Origin of the sequence: Nevskia sp., assembly GCF_021732705.1 — a bacterium.
Classification (GTDB): Bacteria; Pseudomonadota; Gammaproteobacteria; order Nevskiales; family Nevskiaceae; genus Nevskia.
In genome coordinates this window covers 220,903-235,626 of the sequence record NZ_JAKFUM010000008.1, presented here as the reverse complement: position 1 = coordinate 235,626, position 14,724 = coordinate 220,903, and the positions used below count along the sequence as shown (strand labels likewise).

The following is a 14,724-nucleotide window of genomic DNA, read 5'->3' as shown; positions in this document are numbered from 1 at the left end:
GATGACGTTCCATCCGTCGGGACGCGAAGAAATTACGACAGGCCGATGACCCGCCAGTCACGGTCCCCAGCGCTCGCCTGGGCATTCAGCCTGTGCGAGCGAACGTTCCGAGCGACGTTGCGGCGGGACTCAGGGCGCCGGCGATGAATACGGCGACAGCACGTTCCACAATTCCAGCGTCGCATCGATTTCCTGCGACGTACGGCCGTAGCCGGCGGTGTACAGCGCGTAGGTCGAACCGGGCCAGGTGTGACCGCCGCCGTTGATCCGATACAGGCGAACTTCGGCGTTCGATGGGCAACCGGTCTGCCGCAGCAGCGTCACCGAGGTGCCATCGAACGGATCCGGGTTCGGCAACGCGGTGACGCTCGTGCCGCCGCCGCAAGTGGCGCGCTGCGCCCAGAAGCCGGACGCGGCGATCGCGCTTTTCAGGGTCGGCTCACCGTTGTACGGCACGATCAGGTCACTGGTGCCGTGGAACTGCACGACCGGCAGCCGATGGCTCAGCGTGCAGCTGCGGCCGAGCACATCGCGCAACGAAGCACCCACCGTGGCCAGCCCCGCGATGCGCGACGACCGCTCGCAGGCCACGCGCTCGCCCATGAAGCCGCCGTTCGAATAGCCAGCGACGTAGACGCGGCGCGTGTCGAGACCGTAAGTCCCGGCCACGGCATCGACCATGCGCAGGATGAACGCGACATCGTTCGGGCTGCCGATGCTGTTGATGCCGCTGCTCGGATCATCGTTCCAGTCGCCGAATAGCGCCTCCGGCAGCAGCACCCACGCCCCGAAGCGCGACGTCAGAGTGCTGGCTGCGACGTAATTGGCCATGCGTTCCGGCGACAGGTTGCGCGGGTGCAGCATCACCACGATCGGTGCGCCGGGCTGAATCACCGATGGCCGGATCGCCCGAAAGCGGCGCGCCAGACCGCCGGATTCGACATAGCCCTCGTAATTGACCGTGCCGGCCGCCGGCAGCACGAAGCTGCCGCCGATCCGCTGGAATAGAGCGTCAAGGTTGTCGAAGAACAGGTTCAGGCCGGCAAAGTTGTCCGGACCGGCCGTGGCAGCGGACGCGCCAACGGCTGCGACCGGACGGCTGGAAAGCACGCCAGCATTGACGGAAAGCGTGACCGCCGCGAGCGACAACAGCGCGAGCCCGCGCTGGCAGATTCGACCAAACCGCATGGATAGGTGCCCCGAACGCCAAAGCAATGGATTTTTCGAGTCGTCGACCCGGCCACACGGCACGATCGGCAACAATTTGTCCCGAGGCTAGCCTACCTGTCTGGGAATTCACATTGATCTAGGACGTTCATGAAGCCAATAAGGTCTTTTGACTACAAGGACCTGGCCGCTTCTGTTCATGCAGCTGCGGCACCGCCGGCGCAGGGTGCGCCAAAACAGTGCGGGCATTCATGCGGGCAGCCGAAATGGCGCCAAAACGCAAGATATCGATCCGCTGCGGTGCAGGGCTCGATGCACCGGCGAGCCTGCGCCGCGGCAGGCTCGTCGGTGAACCCGACGGTGGTCAGCGGCGGCGGTCAAGCGCCGCGAGACTGATCAGGCGCTCTGCGCCAGACGCTCGCGGCGGGCGGCCACGCCACCGGCCAGCGTGCGCAGCACGTCGGCGGTGTCGTCCCACGCGAGGCAGGCATCGGTCACGCTCTGGCCGTAGACCATCGCATCACGCGGGCCGATGTCCTGACGGCCTTCGACCAGATGGCTCTCGATCATCACGCCGACGATCTTGTCGCTGCCGGCGGCGAGCTGGCCGGCAACATCCTGGCCGACCTCGATCTGCAACCGATGCTGCTTGCGGCTGTTGGCGTGGCTGAAGTCGACCATCACCGCCGGGCGCATGCCGGCCTTGGTCATCGCGGCAGCGGCGGCATCGACACTCTTGGCGTCGAAGTTGGTGCCGGTGGAGCCGCCGCGCAGGATCACGTGGCTGTCCGGGTTGCCGGCGGTCTCGAAGATCGAGATCTGGCCGTCCTGGGTCGCCGACAGGAAGCGGTGCGGCGCGCGCGCCGACTGCACGGCATCGACCGCGACCTTGACCGAGCCGTCGGTGCCGTTCTTGAAGCCGACCGGGCACGACAGGCCGCTGGCCATCTCGCGGTGCAGCTGCGATTCCGTGGTGCGGGCGCCGATCGCGCCCCAGGACACGAGGTCCGACATGTACTGCGGCGTCAGGATGTCGAGGAATTCGACCCCGGCCGGCATGCCGTCGGAATTCAGCTGCAGCAGCAGCTGGCGGGCCATGCGCAGGCCGGTGTCGATGTCGTAGCTGTCGTCGAGGTGCGGGTCGTTGATCAGGCCCTTCCAGCCGACCGTGGTGCGCGGCTTCTCGAAGTAGACGCGCATGACGATCAGCAGATGCTTGGCGAGCTGCGGGCGGATCGCCTTCAGCTTTTCGGCGTATTCGAGCGCGGCCTTCGGATCGTGGATCGAGCACGGGCCGACGATCACCAGCAGGCGGTCGTCGCGGCCGGCCAGCACGTCCTGGATTTCACGCCGCGTCACTTCCACCGTGCGCGCCGCCGCTTCGGTGATCGGCAGTTCCGCCTGCACCTGCGACGGGGCCGCGACCGCCCGAATCGACTTGATGCGAAGGTTGTCGGTGGCCGGGGCAGCGGTGGTCGGGCTCGAAACGGAAGCGTTCATCGCGAAAATCTCGTGGAAACAGCGAAAACCGGGACGCGGATGCTAGCAGAGGCCCCCGACGCGGCGCGATGGCCGCCCGGCAAATCGCGGGTCCGCGCCAGCCGTCTGTCAATCCGTTTGTTTATCCTCGCGCCACGCCCGCGCCGCCCCGCCCCCGCTCCGATCCCGCTCCGAACCTGCCGCCATGACTGCCCCCCGCCCGCTGATCGCCGCCTGTCTCGTCGCCGCCACCGCACTCGCCGCGCCGATTGCGCATGCCGAACCGCTGCTGCCGGTGCGCAACGAAGCCGCGTTCAGCCGGTCCACCGCATTGCCGACGCTCGGCGAGGCGCGCGTGCTCGATGGCGGCGAGCGTGCCTACAGCGCCCGGCTCGACTGGAGCAACGAGTTCGTCAATGCGCAGGCGCTCGACGAAGCGCTGCTGATCGACGGCGAAACCCAGCGCGTGACCTTCGGCCTGCGGCAGGGCGTGGCACCGGGCGTGGAACTCGGCATCGACGTGCCGCTGCTGTTCACCAACGGCGGCGTGCTCGATGGCGTGATCGAAGGCTGGCACGACCTGTTCAACCTGCCGAACGGCGGCCGCGAAACCCGACCGCGCCGCCAGACGAACTACCGCTACACCCGCAACGGCCAGACCCTGGTCGACGTCACTGACAGCACCAACGGCATCGGCGATGTCGAACTGAGCGCCGGCTTCGCCATTCGCGACGACTTCGCGTTCCGCGCTCTGGCCAAGGTCCCGACCGGGCGCGGCAACCGGCTGCAGGGCGGCAATCTGGGCGGTGCGGTCTGGTTCGACTTCGATCCGTTCAGCGACTCGGCGCGCTGGTTCGGCTACGTCTCCGGCGGCGTCTCGTACAACGGCGACGCGGACCTGCTGGCCGGCCAGCAGAAGAAGCTGGTCGGCCTCGGCGGTGCCGGTGCCGGCTACCGCGTGCTGCGACGGCTGTCGCTGGTGGCGCAGTTCAACGCCCACACGCCGCTGTACAAGGGCTCGTCGATCGATGCCCTGAGCCGCGCCGGTGGCCAGCTCGCGTTCGGCGGCCGCATCGCGCTGGGCCCGCACACCGTGCTCGATCTCGGCGTACAGGAAGACGTGCTGCTCAGCTCCTCACCCGACTTCAGCATCCACATCGGGCTCGGCTTCCGCTGACCCAAGCCGGCGGCGTCAGGCGGCGAGATCGAACAGCAGCAGTTCCGATTCGGCGTTCGCGATCACGGCGAGTGCCGTCTCGCCCCGAATGATCGCGGCATCGCCGGCAGCCAGCGCCTGATCGCCGAGGGTGACGGCACCGCGCGCCACATGCAGGTAATGCGTGCGTTCGGACTTGAGCGGGGTCGACAGCGCCTGCCCGGCCGCAGGCCACGCCACGGCCAGCCGCGCGTCCTGCAGGATGCGGAACGGTGCCGCCTCGGCCGCCGGCGCGGCCACGGTGTGGAAGCCGCGGCGCAGCGCCTCGGCATCCAGCGCCAGTTGCTGATAGCCCGGCGTCGCGCCGCGGGTATCCGGCATCACCCAGATCTGCAGGAAATGCACCGGCTCGGTCGGGCTGGCGTTCATCTCGCTGTGGGCGATGCCGCGGCCGGCCGTCATCAGCTGCATCTCGCCCGGCTTCAGCACCGACGTGCCGCCGGTGGAATCCTTGTGCTTCAGCGCGCCTTCGAGCACGTAGGTGATGATTTCCATGTCGCTGTGCGAATGCGGCGGAAAGCCGGCACCGCCGACCACGCGGTCGTCATTGATCACCCGCAGCGGGCCGATGCCCATGTGCTTCGGGTCGTGCCAGCTGCCGAACGAGAACGTGTGATGGCTGTCGAGCCAGCCGTGCTCGGCGTGGCCGCGGGTGTCGGCGGGGCGAATCGTGATCATCGAGGGTCCGGAGTCGGCAACGGGATCACCGGACTATAGGGGCATGCGGCACGCGGTCAATGTCGGGCCTCGGCGGGCCACCGCCGTGCCGAAGCGGGGGTGGCACCTTAAACTAGCCGCTCTCCACGATTCTGTTGCCGCCTTTGTCGACCATTCCGCTGCGCGCGACCTCCGGCCAGCCGCTGCCGATCGCTTTCCGTTATGACGCTCACGCCGCCGCGCACGACCCGCGCCTGCTCGGCGTGTTCGCGCTCGGTCCAGGGGCAGGCGTCGGGCTCTGCGATGCCGCCGCCGTACGCCTGCCGCTGCCCAGCCACGACGGCGCCGTGCACTACGAGCGCTGGCTCGGTGGCGCGGCGCCGGTCACCACGCGCGAGGCCTTCGGGGCCCGCATCCGCGAGAACGGCGAGCTGCAGTTGGCAGTGTGGACGCTCGACGAAGCCGCGCACGGCGGGCTGGAAGCGGCGTCCGAGGCGGTCTATCGCCAGATCGCGGCCCTCGTCGCCGACGGCGGCTATCCGCATCTGGTCAAGATCTGGCACTACCTCGGCGCGATCAACGACAACCCGAATCCGGCCGATCCGGATGCCGAGCGCTACCGTCGCTTCTGTGTCGGCCGCGCCCGGGCGCTGGACCCTGCGCTGCCGCTGCCGGCCGCCACGGCCGTCGGCATCCAGGGCGCGCCGGATCAGCTGATCGTGTTCGCGCTTGCCGCCAAGGTGCCGGGCACGCGGATCGAGAACCCGCGCCAGGTGCCGGCCTACGAGTATCCGCGCGCCTACGGCCCGGTCAGCCCGAGTTTTTCGCGGGCGATGCTGATGCCGTGGGGCCAGCTGTTCGTGTCCGGCACGGCGGCGGTCGTCGGCCATGAAAGCAAGCATCCGGAGAACACCGGCGCGCAGCTGCGCGAGCTGGCGCTGAATCTCGATGCGCTGGTGGCCCGGGCCGAAACGCTCGGCGGCCAGCGCCTGCAGCCGGCAGCGCTGAAGATCTACGTCCGCCGCCGCGAAGATCTGGCCGAGGTCGAAGCGCTCGCCGCGCGCCTGTTTCCGGCCGACTGCCCGCGCCTGACTGTGCTGGCCGACATCAGCCGGGCCGAGCTGCGAGTGGAAGTCGAGGCGCTGTACGCGCCGCTGTCCGGTGCGGAACCCGGCGCATGAGGCTGATCTTCGCCGGCACGCCGGAATTCGCGGTGCCGGCGCTCGATGCGCTGCACGCCGCCGGGCACGAGATCGTCGCCGTGCTGAGCCAGCCGGATCGCCCGGCCGGCCGCGGCCAGAAGCTCACCGCGTCACCGGTGGCACGGCGGGCCGAGGCGCTGGGCCTCACCGTCCACAAGTTTCTGAAGCTCGATGCCGACGCCCGCGCGGTGCTCGCCGCGGCTGCGCCGGACATCATGGTCGTCGTCGCGTATGGCCTGATCCTGCCGCAGGCCGCGCTCGACATTCCGACGCACGGCTGCCTGAACATCCACGCGAGTCTGTTGCCGCGCTGGCGCGGCGCGGCACCGATCGCCCGCGCGATCGAAGCCGGCGACGCGGAGACCGGCGTCACCATCATGCAGATGGAAGCCGGGCTCGATACCGGGCCGATGCGCTTAATCGAACGCGTCGCGATCGATGCCACGACCACCGCCGCCAGCCTGCATGACGCGCTGTGCGCGCTCGGCGGCCGGCTGATCGTCGAGGCGCTGGCCCGCCTCGAAGCCGGTAACCTGCCGGCCACGGTGCAGCCGGAAGCCGGCGTCACCTACGCGAAGAAGCTGAGCAAGGACGAAGCGCGGATTGACTGGACCCGCCCAGCCGCCGAGATCGCCCGCCGCATCCGCGCGTTCAATCCGGCGCCGGTGGCCTGGTGCGAGTTGGGCGAGACCGGGGCCGGGGCCGCCGCGCCGGAGCGCATCCGCTTCTGGAACGCCCGGGCGCTGGCGGTGTCGGCGAACGCCGAGCCGCCGGGCAGCGTGCTCGCCGTCGACAGCCACGGCCTGCATCTGGCGACCGTCGACGGCGTGCTGGTCGTCACCGAGCTGCAGAAACCCGGCGGCAAGGCGCTGCCGGCCAGCCTCGTCTGCCGCGACTGGAAGCTGGCGGGGCAGCGCTTCCGCTGACGCGGCTGCGGCAGGCTGGGCCATGACCCTCGCTTGCCTGTCATTCCCGCCTGCGCGGGAATGACGCTGGATTTTGGGGCATCGTTTACTTGATCGCCGTTGCCACGCCCGATGCACTCGATGCCACCGCATCCGTCGCGAACCAGTCGACCCGTCGCGTGACGAACATCGCCAGCGCCAGTCCGGCCAGCAGGGCCAGCGAGCCGCCGAGCAGCGCGTAGTCCTCGGCCCGCAGGATCACGAACAGGTAGGCGTAGATGCCGCCGAGCACGCCGCCGACGGCGAGTGCCCGCGTCGTGCTTTTCAGCACGCCATGGCTGTAGACCGTGACCAGCACCAGCACGCTGCCGGCGGCGACGGCGAACGCGGCGTTGAAGCCGAAATGCTCGGCGAACGACAGCTGCAGCAACCCGAACAGGCACAGCGCGGCGCCGACGAAGCCGTACTGGATCGGGTGCACGCGCTGGCCGCTCAGCACTTCCAGCAGCCAGATCACGGCGAAGGTGAAGACCAGGGTCAGCAGCGCGTACTTGGTGCTGCGGTCGGCCAGCGCATACAGATCGAGCGGCGTCGCCAGGCTCATGCCGAAGCGGGTGCCCTGCACCGTCTCGGCGATCTCGGACGACTCGCGCCAGCGCTGCGGATAGTTGCGGCCGAGGTGGGACACCGACCACTGCGCCGTGTCGCGCCCGTCGACGACCTCGCGCCGGCCCGGCAGCCACTGGCCCTGAAAGCTCGGGTGCGGCCAGTCGGACATGAGCTGCACCGTCGTTTCCTCGGCCGTCGGCGCGAAATGCAGGGCCTGTGCGCCGTTCAGCGTCAGATCGAGCGTGAACGCGGTCAGCGCAGCGGGATCTGACGTGGCCAATGACTCGGCGATGGCGGGCCCGAGCGCCGCATGGATGCCGGGCGCGGCCCAGCTGCCGGACTGCCCGGTCGACGGCTTCAGCGCCAGCGGCTGGCCGGCCCACGCCAGCGCAGCATCGGCGCGCAGGCTGCGCGGCTCGGTCAGGCCGATCAGCAGCTCGGCGCGCGGCCAGTCGATGTCTTCCGGCGCCACGCCCCACGACGCGAGATCGGGCTTCTCGAACGCGCCGCTCAGATGCATCGCGGCGACATAGACCGGCACTTCGAACAGGCCGCGCTTGCGGCGCTCCGTGGTCAGCTCGGCGCGGATCGCCAGCCGCTTCGGCAGGAAGTAGCCGACGCCGGACTCGCGCCGCGTGATCGCCTTGCCCTTGTCATCCTGCGCGATCACCTGCCGCGTGTACGGCACGCGCAGGATCGGCCCGGTGAGCTGCTGCTCGCCGCCCCACTTGGCGGTGATGTCGGCCACCGCGGCATCGCGCCGCGCCTCGCGTTCGGTCACCACGTCGCGAATCATCGAGGCCGGAATCATCAGCAGCAGCACCAGCAGCCCGATCAGCATCAGCCGCCGCGTCGGCGAATCGAGCAGCCGCTGCGACCACGGCGCGCTCATGGCGTCACCGCCATCGTCGCGGAAGTTTCGCCGGTCAGCGTCGCGACACAGGCGGGCAGCAGGAACAGGGTCAGGATCGATGCGGCAAACAGCAGCACGCGAATGCGCATGGCAGGCCTCGGCAGGGGGTCGGAAAGCACCGGTGAGTGGAGTCCGCAGTGTTCGCGCCGGCCATGACGGCCCCGCGCCGCGCCCGTGCAAGGCGCGAGGATTTGCGTGCAATTGCGGTGCAGCGATGCAACGGCGCGGAAGCGCCGCGCTAAGCTCGCCGCATGCAGAAAATCCTCGTCGTCGACGATGACCCGCACATCCGCGAAGTCATCTGTTTCGCGTTGCAGAAGGCCGGCTACGCCACGGTCACGGCGGCCGATGGCCGGCAGGCGCTGAGCCTGTGCGAGCGTGAGAAGCCGGCGCTGTTGATCCTCGACATCCTGATGCCGGAGATGGATGGCACCGAGGTCTGCCGCCGCCTGCGCCGCGAACCGGCCGACGGCCATCTGCCGATCCTGTTCGTCAGCAGCAAGGATGACGAGATCGACCGCATTCTCGGCCTGGAACTCGGCGGCGATGACTACGTGGCCAAGCCGTTCTCGCCACGTGAGCTGGTGGCGCGGGTCAAGGCGATCCTGCGCCGCACCGGCGCGCCTGCCGGCGATGGCAAGTCCGCGAAGCTGCAGCATGGCCGGCTGCGGCTCGACCTGGACCGCTACCGCGCCGAGTGGGACGACATCGACGTGGTGCTGACGCTGACCGAGTTCGGCATCCTGCGCACGCTGATGACGCGGCCGGGCAAGGTCTGCACGCGCGATCACCTGATGAACACGGCCTACGAGCTGCACAAGATCGTGGCCGACCGCACCATCGACAGCCACGTGCGCCGGGTCCGCGCGAAGTTCGCGGCGATCGGTGCGGACCCGATCGAAACCCTGCACGGCGTCGGCTACAAGCTCGGTCCCTGCGAGTGAAGCCGGCGCTGCCGCCGTCGACCTCGGCCAAGGCCCGAGAAGACGTTGCCGGGGAAGACGACGCCCGCCGGCGCGCGCTGCTGAAGAAACTGCTGCGCGGCCACACCGGCAAGCGCTTCAAGCGACCGCGGCTGCGGACTGTTCTGTTACTGATCAACCTCGTGGTGCTGGTGCTGCCGCTGGCCGGCATCGCGATGCTGCGCATCTACGAAAGTGCGCTGATCCGCCAGACCGAGTCGGAACTGGTGGCGCAGGGCACGGTGATCTCGGCGACCTATCAGGCGCTGCTCCAGCGGCTGGCGGCGGCGCACAAGACTGCGGGTGTCGCCGACTACGGCATTCCGGTCGAATTTCCGCTGCCACTGCGCAATGACGATGGCGAAACCTTCAGCCCGTGGCGGCCGCGGCCGCTGCAGCTCGATCTGGCGCGCGACCCGATCCTGCCGAAACCGCCCGAGCCGGATGCGCCGAACAGCCCGAGCGATCCGCTGGCGCTGGAGATCGGCCGGCTGATCGAGCCGATCCTGCGCACCGCGCAGTTCACGACCCTGGCCGGCATCCGCGTCGTCGACTTCCGCGGCACCATCGTCGCATCGACCTTCGACCGCGAGCTGCGGCGCTCGATGCTCGGCTTCGTCGAGATCGCCCGGGCACTGCGCGGCGAGCCGGTGAGCACGCTTCGCAGCCGATATGACGCGGGCAGCGGCAACCGACCACCACCGCCGCTGGCCTCGATCAGTCGCGGCACGCAGGTGCGCGTGTTCGTCGCCGTGCCGATCGTGATCGACAGCAAGGTGGTCGGCGCCGTGCTGCTGGTGCGGACACCGGCCAGCCTCCAGCAGGCGCTGCTCGGCAAGCGCACCGAGCTGCTGCGCGGCACCCTGCTGCTGATCGCGGTGGTGCTGGCCCTGTCATTGCTGACCAGCTTCACCATCAGCCGTCCGGTGCGCGCGCTGATCGAACAGACCCGCCGCGCCGCGCGCGGCGAGCAGGGTGCGGTGGTGCCGCTGCGCCGGCCCGGCACCTACGAGATCGGCGAGTTGTCCGACACCATCGCGGTGATGGCGGCGACGCTCGAAGCCCGCGCCACCTACATCCGTGATTTCGCCGCGCATGTCTCGCACGAGTTCAAGACGCCGCTGACCGCGATCCAGGGCTCGGTCGAGCTCTTGCGCGAGCACGGCAACGCGATGTCGGACGACGAGCGCAGCCGCTTCCTGAACATCCTCGCGGACGATTCGGAGCGCCTCGAACGCCTCGTGCAGCGGCTGCTGGAGCTGGCGCGCGCCGACATGACCCAGCCGGGCGACGAGCATGCCGCCGTGCGTCCCACCGTCATCGCCGTGGCCGAACGCTTCCGCGAGCGCGGCCTGCCGGTGCACTGCGATTTCGCGTTCGATGCCGAGGTGCCGATGGCGGTGGAAACGCTCGACGCCGTCGTCGCCACCGTGCTCGACAACGCGCGCCAGCACGCCGGGCCGGACGTGCAGGTGCTGGTGCAGGTCGGCCTTGATGATCGCCCGGACACGCTGAAGATCGACATCGTCGACGATGGCATCGGCATCACCGCGGCCAACGCGCCTAAGATATTCGAGCCGTTCTTCACCACCGGCCGCCCGCGCGGTTCCACCGGCCTTGGCCTGCCGATCATCCGCTCGCTGCTCGCGGCCCACGGCGGCAGCATCGCGCTGGTGCCGGCCGGCCGCGGTGCCCATTTCCGCATCCGTCTCCCGCACCTTGCCCTCCGATGACCGTCACCACCCCCGAACGCATCACCAATGTCCGTGCCGCCGCCGCGAAAGCCGTGGCCGCGGTGATGACCGGCCGCAATCTCGATGACGCGCTGGCCGCGGTCAGCGCGCCGCTGTCCGCGGCCGACCTGTCGCTGCTCAAGGCGATGGCCTACGGCGTGGTCCGCGAGTTCAGCACGCTGAACTGGCTGGTCGGCCGGATGCTGCAGAAGCCGCTGCGCGAGGAACCGCTGGTGGCGGCACTGCTCGCCTGCGGCGTCTATCAACTGCGCGCGATGCGGGTGCCGGCCCACGCCGCCGTGGCCGAAACCGTGGCCGCCGCGGAAGTGCTCGGCAAGCCGTGGGCGAAAGGCCTGACCAATGCGCTGCTGCGCCGCTATCAGCGTGAGGCCGATGCCATCGAAGCGACCCTGCCGCCGGATGTCGAGGTGCGGCAGTCGTATCCGGAATGGCTGGTTCGCCAGATCAAGCGCGACTGGCCCGGCGCCTGGCGCAGCGTGCTCGCGGCCGGCAACACGCAGGCACCGATGACGCTGCGGGTGAACCGCCGTCGCGGCGATCGCGAGGCCTTCGCGGCCGAGCTGAGCACCGCCGGCATCGGCCACCTACTGCCGCGCACGACTCCGGACGCCGTGATCCTGAACGAGCCGCTGCCGGTCGAACGCATTCCGGGCTTCGCCGATGGCCGGGTCTCGGTGCAGGACCTGAGCGCGCAGCTCGCCGCCGACCTGCTCGGTGCCGAACCCGGCATGCGCGTGCTCGATGCCTGCGCTGCCCCGGGCGGCAAGACCGCGCACCTGATCGAGCGCAGCGAAGGCCTCGACGTCATCGCGATCGAATCCGAAGCCGCGCGCCTCGGGCGCATTCGCGACACGCTCGGCCGCCTCGGGCTCGACGCGATGCTGGTCCATCACGATGCCGCCGACACCGCCGGCTGGTGGAAAGGCAAGAAGTTCGATCGCATCCTGATCGATGCGCCGTGCTCCGGCACCGGCGTGATTCGCCGCCATCCGGACATCAAGTGGCTGCGCCGCGAGACCGACATCCCGACGATGGCCGCGCAGCAGCTCCGTCTGTTGCGCGCGCTGTGGCCGCTGCTGAAACCGCAAGGCGTGCTGGTCTACGCCACCTGCTCGATCCTCAAGGCCGAAGGCGAGGACGTGGCCCGCGCCTTCATGGCCGAGCAGCCGGAAGCGGTCGAGCAGGTGATCGACCCGTCGCCGTACGCGATGTGGGGCGAAGACTGCGGCCTCGGCCGACGGATCGAGCCGGGTGGCGATTTCGATGGCTTCTACTACGTGCGCTGGGTGAAGGTGCCGTGACCCGGCAACGTCCGGGCGCGATTCGCGATTGACGTTCGCTATCGCCGAACGATTCGACATAGGGACGGTCTAGAATCGGGCGCACCGGCGGCGGGGAGCTGTCGGGCCCGCTTCCCACAGACAGGTCAACCCATGACGCTGACCGAACTCCGCTATCTCGTGAACCTCGACAAGGAGCGCCATTTCTCGCGCGCGGCCGAGCGTTCGTTCGTGTCGCAGCCGACGCTGTCGGTGGCGCTGAAGAAGCTCGAGGACGAGCTGGGCGTGACCTTGTTCGAGCGCATCCGCGGCGAGGCCAAGCCGACGGCGGTCGGCGTGCGGATCATCGAACAGGCGCGGCGGGTGCTGGCCGAAGCGAAGCGGGTCGAGGACATCGCCCGAGAAGGCAAGGACGAGCTGGTCGGCTCGCTGCGGCTCGGCGCGATCTACACCGTCGGCCCGTACGTGCTGCCGAGCCTCGTGCCGCTGATGCGCGAGACGGCACCGATGATGCCGCTGATGATCGAGGAAAACTTCACGGCCGTGCTGCTCGAACAGCTGCGCGACAACGAGCTGGACGTGGCGCTGCTGGCGCTGCCGATCGATCTGCAGGGGCTGTCGGCCTGGCCGCTGTACGACGAGGATTTCGTCGTGATGCTGTCGCCGAACCATCGCTGGGCCGAACTGCCGAGCATCCCGGCGAAGAAGCTGGCCGAGGAGCATCTGCTGCTGCTCGGCCCCGGCCACTGCTTCCGCGAGCAGGTGATCGCGGCCTGCCCGAAGTGCCTGGATGCCGAAGGCGACGGTCCGCGGCCGGTCACCGGCAGCTCGATCGAGACGATTCGCTACATGGTCGGCTCGGGGCTCGGCATCACGGTGATGCCGAACTCGTCGATCGCCAATCGCCCGCCGGAGCCGAACCCGTTGCCGGTGGTGCCGTTCGCCGCGCCGGCGCCGTCGCGCCGCATCGGCATGGTCTGGCGCCGCAGTTTCCCGCGGCTGACCGCCATCCGCGCGCTGCATGCCGCGATCCTCGCCAGCGGCGTGCGCGGCGTGCGCCTGCTGCCGGACGCCGAACCGCAGCATCCGTAAGGCGCGGGCGTCCGCGGCAGCGCGTCATCCGGCGCGGGGCGCATCTGCATCAGAATGGTGGCCTGTTCCTGACGCCTGCCTGCCCTCATGTTCGAAGCGCTGATATCCGCCACCCGCAGCCAGTTCCAGGGCCGCATGCTCGGGCTGGTGCTGTAGCCGCTGGTTGGCTCGCTGGTGCTGTGGACGATCCTGCTGATCGTCGGCTGGCAGCAGGGCATGGCGGCGCTGCGCGGCGTGACCGAATACGCGCCGGTCGACGCCTTTCTGCACGAATGGGGTCTGGCGTGGATCGCCAGCGCGCTGACCCTGGTCGTGCTGTTCCTGTTCCTGCCGACCTTGGTCGCGGCGACGGCCCTGTTCATCACCTCGGTGTTCGCGATGCCGGTGATGCTGGAACACGTCGCGGCGCGGGATTACCCGGGCCTCGTCCGCCAGCGTGGCGGCAGCAACTGGGGCAGCGTCTGGAACGGCCTGAGTGCCCTGCTCGTCTATTTGTTGTTATGGATTCCAGCGCTGCTGCTGGCGCTGATCATCCCGTTCGCGTTCATCATTCCGATTGCGCTGGCCGGCTATCTGAACGACCGCGTGTTCCGCTACGACGCGCTGGCCGAGCACGCCTCGCCGGCCGAGTATCAGGAAATCCTGCGCCGGCACGGCACGCCGCTGTTCGGGCTCGGCGTGGTCGCGGCACTGATCCAGATCATCCCGCTGGTGAACCTGATCTCGCCGGTCTACTCGGGCCTCAGCTTCATCCACTTCGGACTGGCCGAGCTGCAGAAGCTGCGCGCCGAGCCGGTGGCCGTGCGCTGAAGCGCGCGCGATGAGCCTGCCGATGCTGCTGGCCGCCGCCGTCAGCGCGCTGCTGGCGATTGCCGCCGAGGAACGCGCGGCCGGCCGACATCCGGCGTTCTATGCGCTGAAGCCGCTGACGACGACACTGATCCTCGCGGCGGTCTGGGCAACGCCGGCGCGCGAGCCGGTCTACGCCGAGTGGATCGTCGCCGGGCTCGCGCTGTCGCTGTGCGGCGACATCGCGCTGATGTTCGCCGGGGATCGTGCGTTCATCGCCGGCCTCGGCAGTTTCCTGATCGCGCACGGCTTGTTCGTCGCCGCGTTCCATTCGAGCCACGGCTGGCTCGCGCCGCCGCTGTGGTCGCTGCTGGCCTGCGTGCCGGCGCTCGCGTTCTTCGGCTGGCTGATTCCGCGCACCGGGCCGATGAAGGGGCCGGTGGTCGTCTACGGCCTGAGCCTGCTGGCGATGGCGCTGGTCGCGGCGGCACGTGCGCAAGTGGTCGATGACCGCGCGGCGTGGCTGGCCAGCATCGGGGCCTTCGTCTTCATCGTCTCCGATGCCAGCCTGGCCGTCTGCCAGTTCCAGCGGCCGTATCGCCGGGCGCAGGCGCTGATCCTGTCGACCTACTGGACGGCGATCGGCCTGCTGGCGCTGTCGGTCGGCTGAGCCGATCGCCCAAGCTGATCGCTCACAAA

Annotated in this window: 13 protein-coding genes; 9 read left to right on the top strand and 4 right to left on the bottom strand. The window is 69.4% G+C overall.

Going from position 1 to position 14,724, the window contains the following annotated elements; genetic code table 11:
• Positions 1-129: 129 nt before the first annotated feature.
• Complete coding sequence (locus QZ951_RS10455) at positions 130-1,188, bottom strand: PHB depolymerase family esterase (RefSeq protein WP_293000513.1); 1,059 nt, start codon at positions 1,186-1,188, stop codon at positions 130-132.
• 375 nt (positions 1,189-1,563) lie between these two features.
• Positions 1,564-2,667, bottom strand: a complete 1,104-nt coding sequence (locus tag QZ951_RS10450; protein WP_293000512.1) for a 3-deoxy-7-phosphoheptulonate synthase — start codon at positions 2,665-2,667, stop codon at positions 1,564-1,566.
• A gap of 184 nt (positions 2,668-2,851) precedes the next feature.
• Between QZ951_RS10450 and QZ951_RS10445 the strand changes: the two genes are divergently transcribed.
• The gene (locus QZ951_RS10445) at positions 2,852-3,823 is read left to right on the top strand and encodes a DUF3187 family protein (RefSeq protein WP_293000511.1); all 972 of its coding nucleotides are present in this window, start codon (positions 2,852-2,854) and stop codon (positions 3,821-3,823) included.
• Positions 3,824-3,838: 15 nt separating this feature from the next.
• Here QZ951_RS10445 and QZ951_RS10440 read toward each other — a convergent pair whose 3' ends face one another.
• Positions 3,839-4,540, bottom strand: a complete 702-nt coding sequence (locus QZ951_RS10440; protein WP_293000510.1) for a pirin family protein — start codon at positions 4,538-4,540, stop codon at positions 3,839-3,841.
• A 143-nt stretch (positions 4,541-4,683) separates the two neighbouring features.
• Here QZ951_RS10440 and QZ951_RS10435 point away from each other — a divergent pair, with 143 nt between their 5' ends.
• Together QZ951_RS10435 and fmt are read left to right on the top strand one after the other, a co-directional pair.
• Entirely contained in the window at positions 4,684-5,700 is a 1,017-nt protein-coding gene (locus QZ951_RS10435) for a hypothetical protein (RefSeq protein ID WP_293000509.1), read from the top strand.
• Entirely contained in the window at positions 5,697-6,647 is a 951-nt protein-coding gene (fmt, locus tag QZ951_RS10430; protein WP_293000508.1) for a methionyl-tRNA formyltransferase, read from the top strand. Before QZ951_RS10435 ends, fmt begins: the two co-directional genes overlap by 4 nt.
• 85 nt (positions 6,648-6,732) lie before the next feature.
• Here fmt and creD read toward each other — a convergent pair whose 3' ends face one another.
• Positions 6,733-8,127 (bottom strand): cell envelope integrity protein CreD, encoded by a 1,395-nt coding sequence (creD, locus tag QZ951_RS10425; RefSeq protein ID WP_293000507.1) that lies wholly within the window; start codon positions 8,125-8,127, stop codon positions 6,733-6,735.
• A 272-nt stretch (positions 8,128-8,399) separates the two neighbouring features.
• Between creD and QZ951_RS10420 the strand changes: the two genes are divergently transcribed.
• The 6 genes from QZ951_RS10420 (at position 8,400) to QZ951_RS10395 (ending at position 14,695) form a co-directional block, all read left to right on the top strand.
• Positions 8,400-9,092: a response regulator transcription factor gene (locus tag QZ951_RS10420; protein WP_293000506.1), complete on the top strand. Its 693-nt coding sequence runs from the start codon at positions 8,400-8,402 to the stop codon at positions 9,090-9,092.
• Complete coding sequence (locus QZ951_RS10415; RefSeq protein ID WP_293000505.1) at positions 9,089-10,843, top strand: HAMP domain-containing sensor histidine kinase; 1,755 nt, start codon at positions 9,089-9,091, stop codon at positions 10,841-10,843. The genes QZ951_RS10420 and QZ951_RS10415 overlap by 4 nt, the downstream gene beginning before the upstream one ends.
• Complete coding sequence (rsmB, locus tag QZ951_RS10410) at positions 10,840-12,165, top strand: 16S rRNA (cytosine(967)-C(5))-methyltransferase RsmB (protein WP_293000504.1); 1,326 nt, start codon at positions 10,840-10,842, stop codon at positions 12,163-12,165. The genes QZ951_RS10415 and rsmB overlap by 4 nt, the downstream gene beginning before the upstream one ends.
• Before the next feature lie 132 nt (positions 12,166-12,297).
• On the top strand, positions 12,298-13,236 hold the full coding sequence (locus tag QZ951_RS10405) for a hydrogen peroxide-inducible genes activator (protein ID WP_293000503.1): 939 nt from the start codon (positions 12,298-12,300) through the stop codon (positions 13,234-13,236).
• A 159-nt stretch (positions 13,237-13,395) separates the two neighbouring features.
• Positions 13,396-14,046 carry an EI24 domain-containing protein gene (locus tag QZ951_RS10400; RefSeq protein WP_293000578.1) on the top strand — a complete coding sequence of 217 codons (651 nt, stop codon included), beginning with the start codon at positions 13,396-13,398 and terminating at the stop codon, positions 14,044-14,046.
• 10 nt (positions 14,047-14,056) lie between these two features.
• On the top strand, positions 14,057-14,695 hold the full coding sequence (locus tag QZ951_RS10395) for a lysoplasmalogenase (RefSeq protein ID WP_293000502.1): 639 nt from the start codon (positions 14,057-14,059) through the stop codon (positions 14,693-14,695).
• The last annotated feature ends 29 nt before the right edge of the window (positions 14,696-14,724 follow it).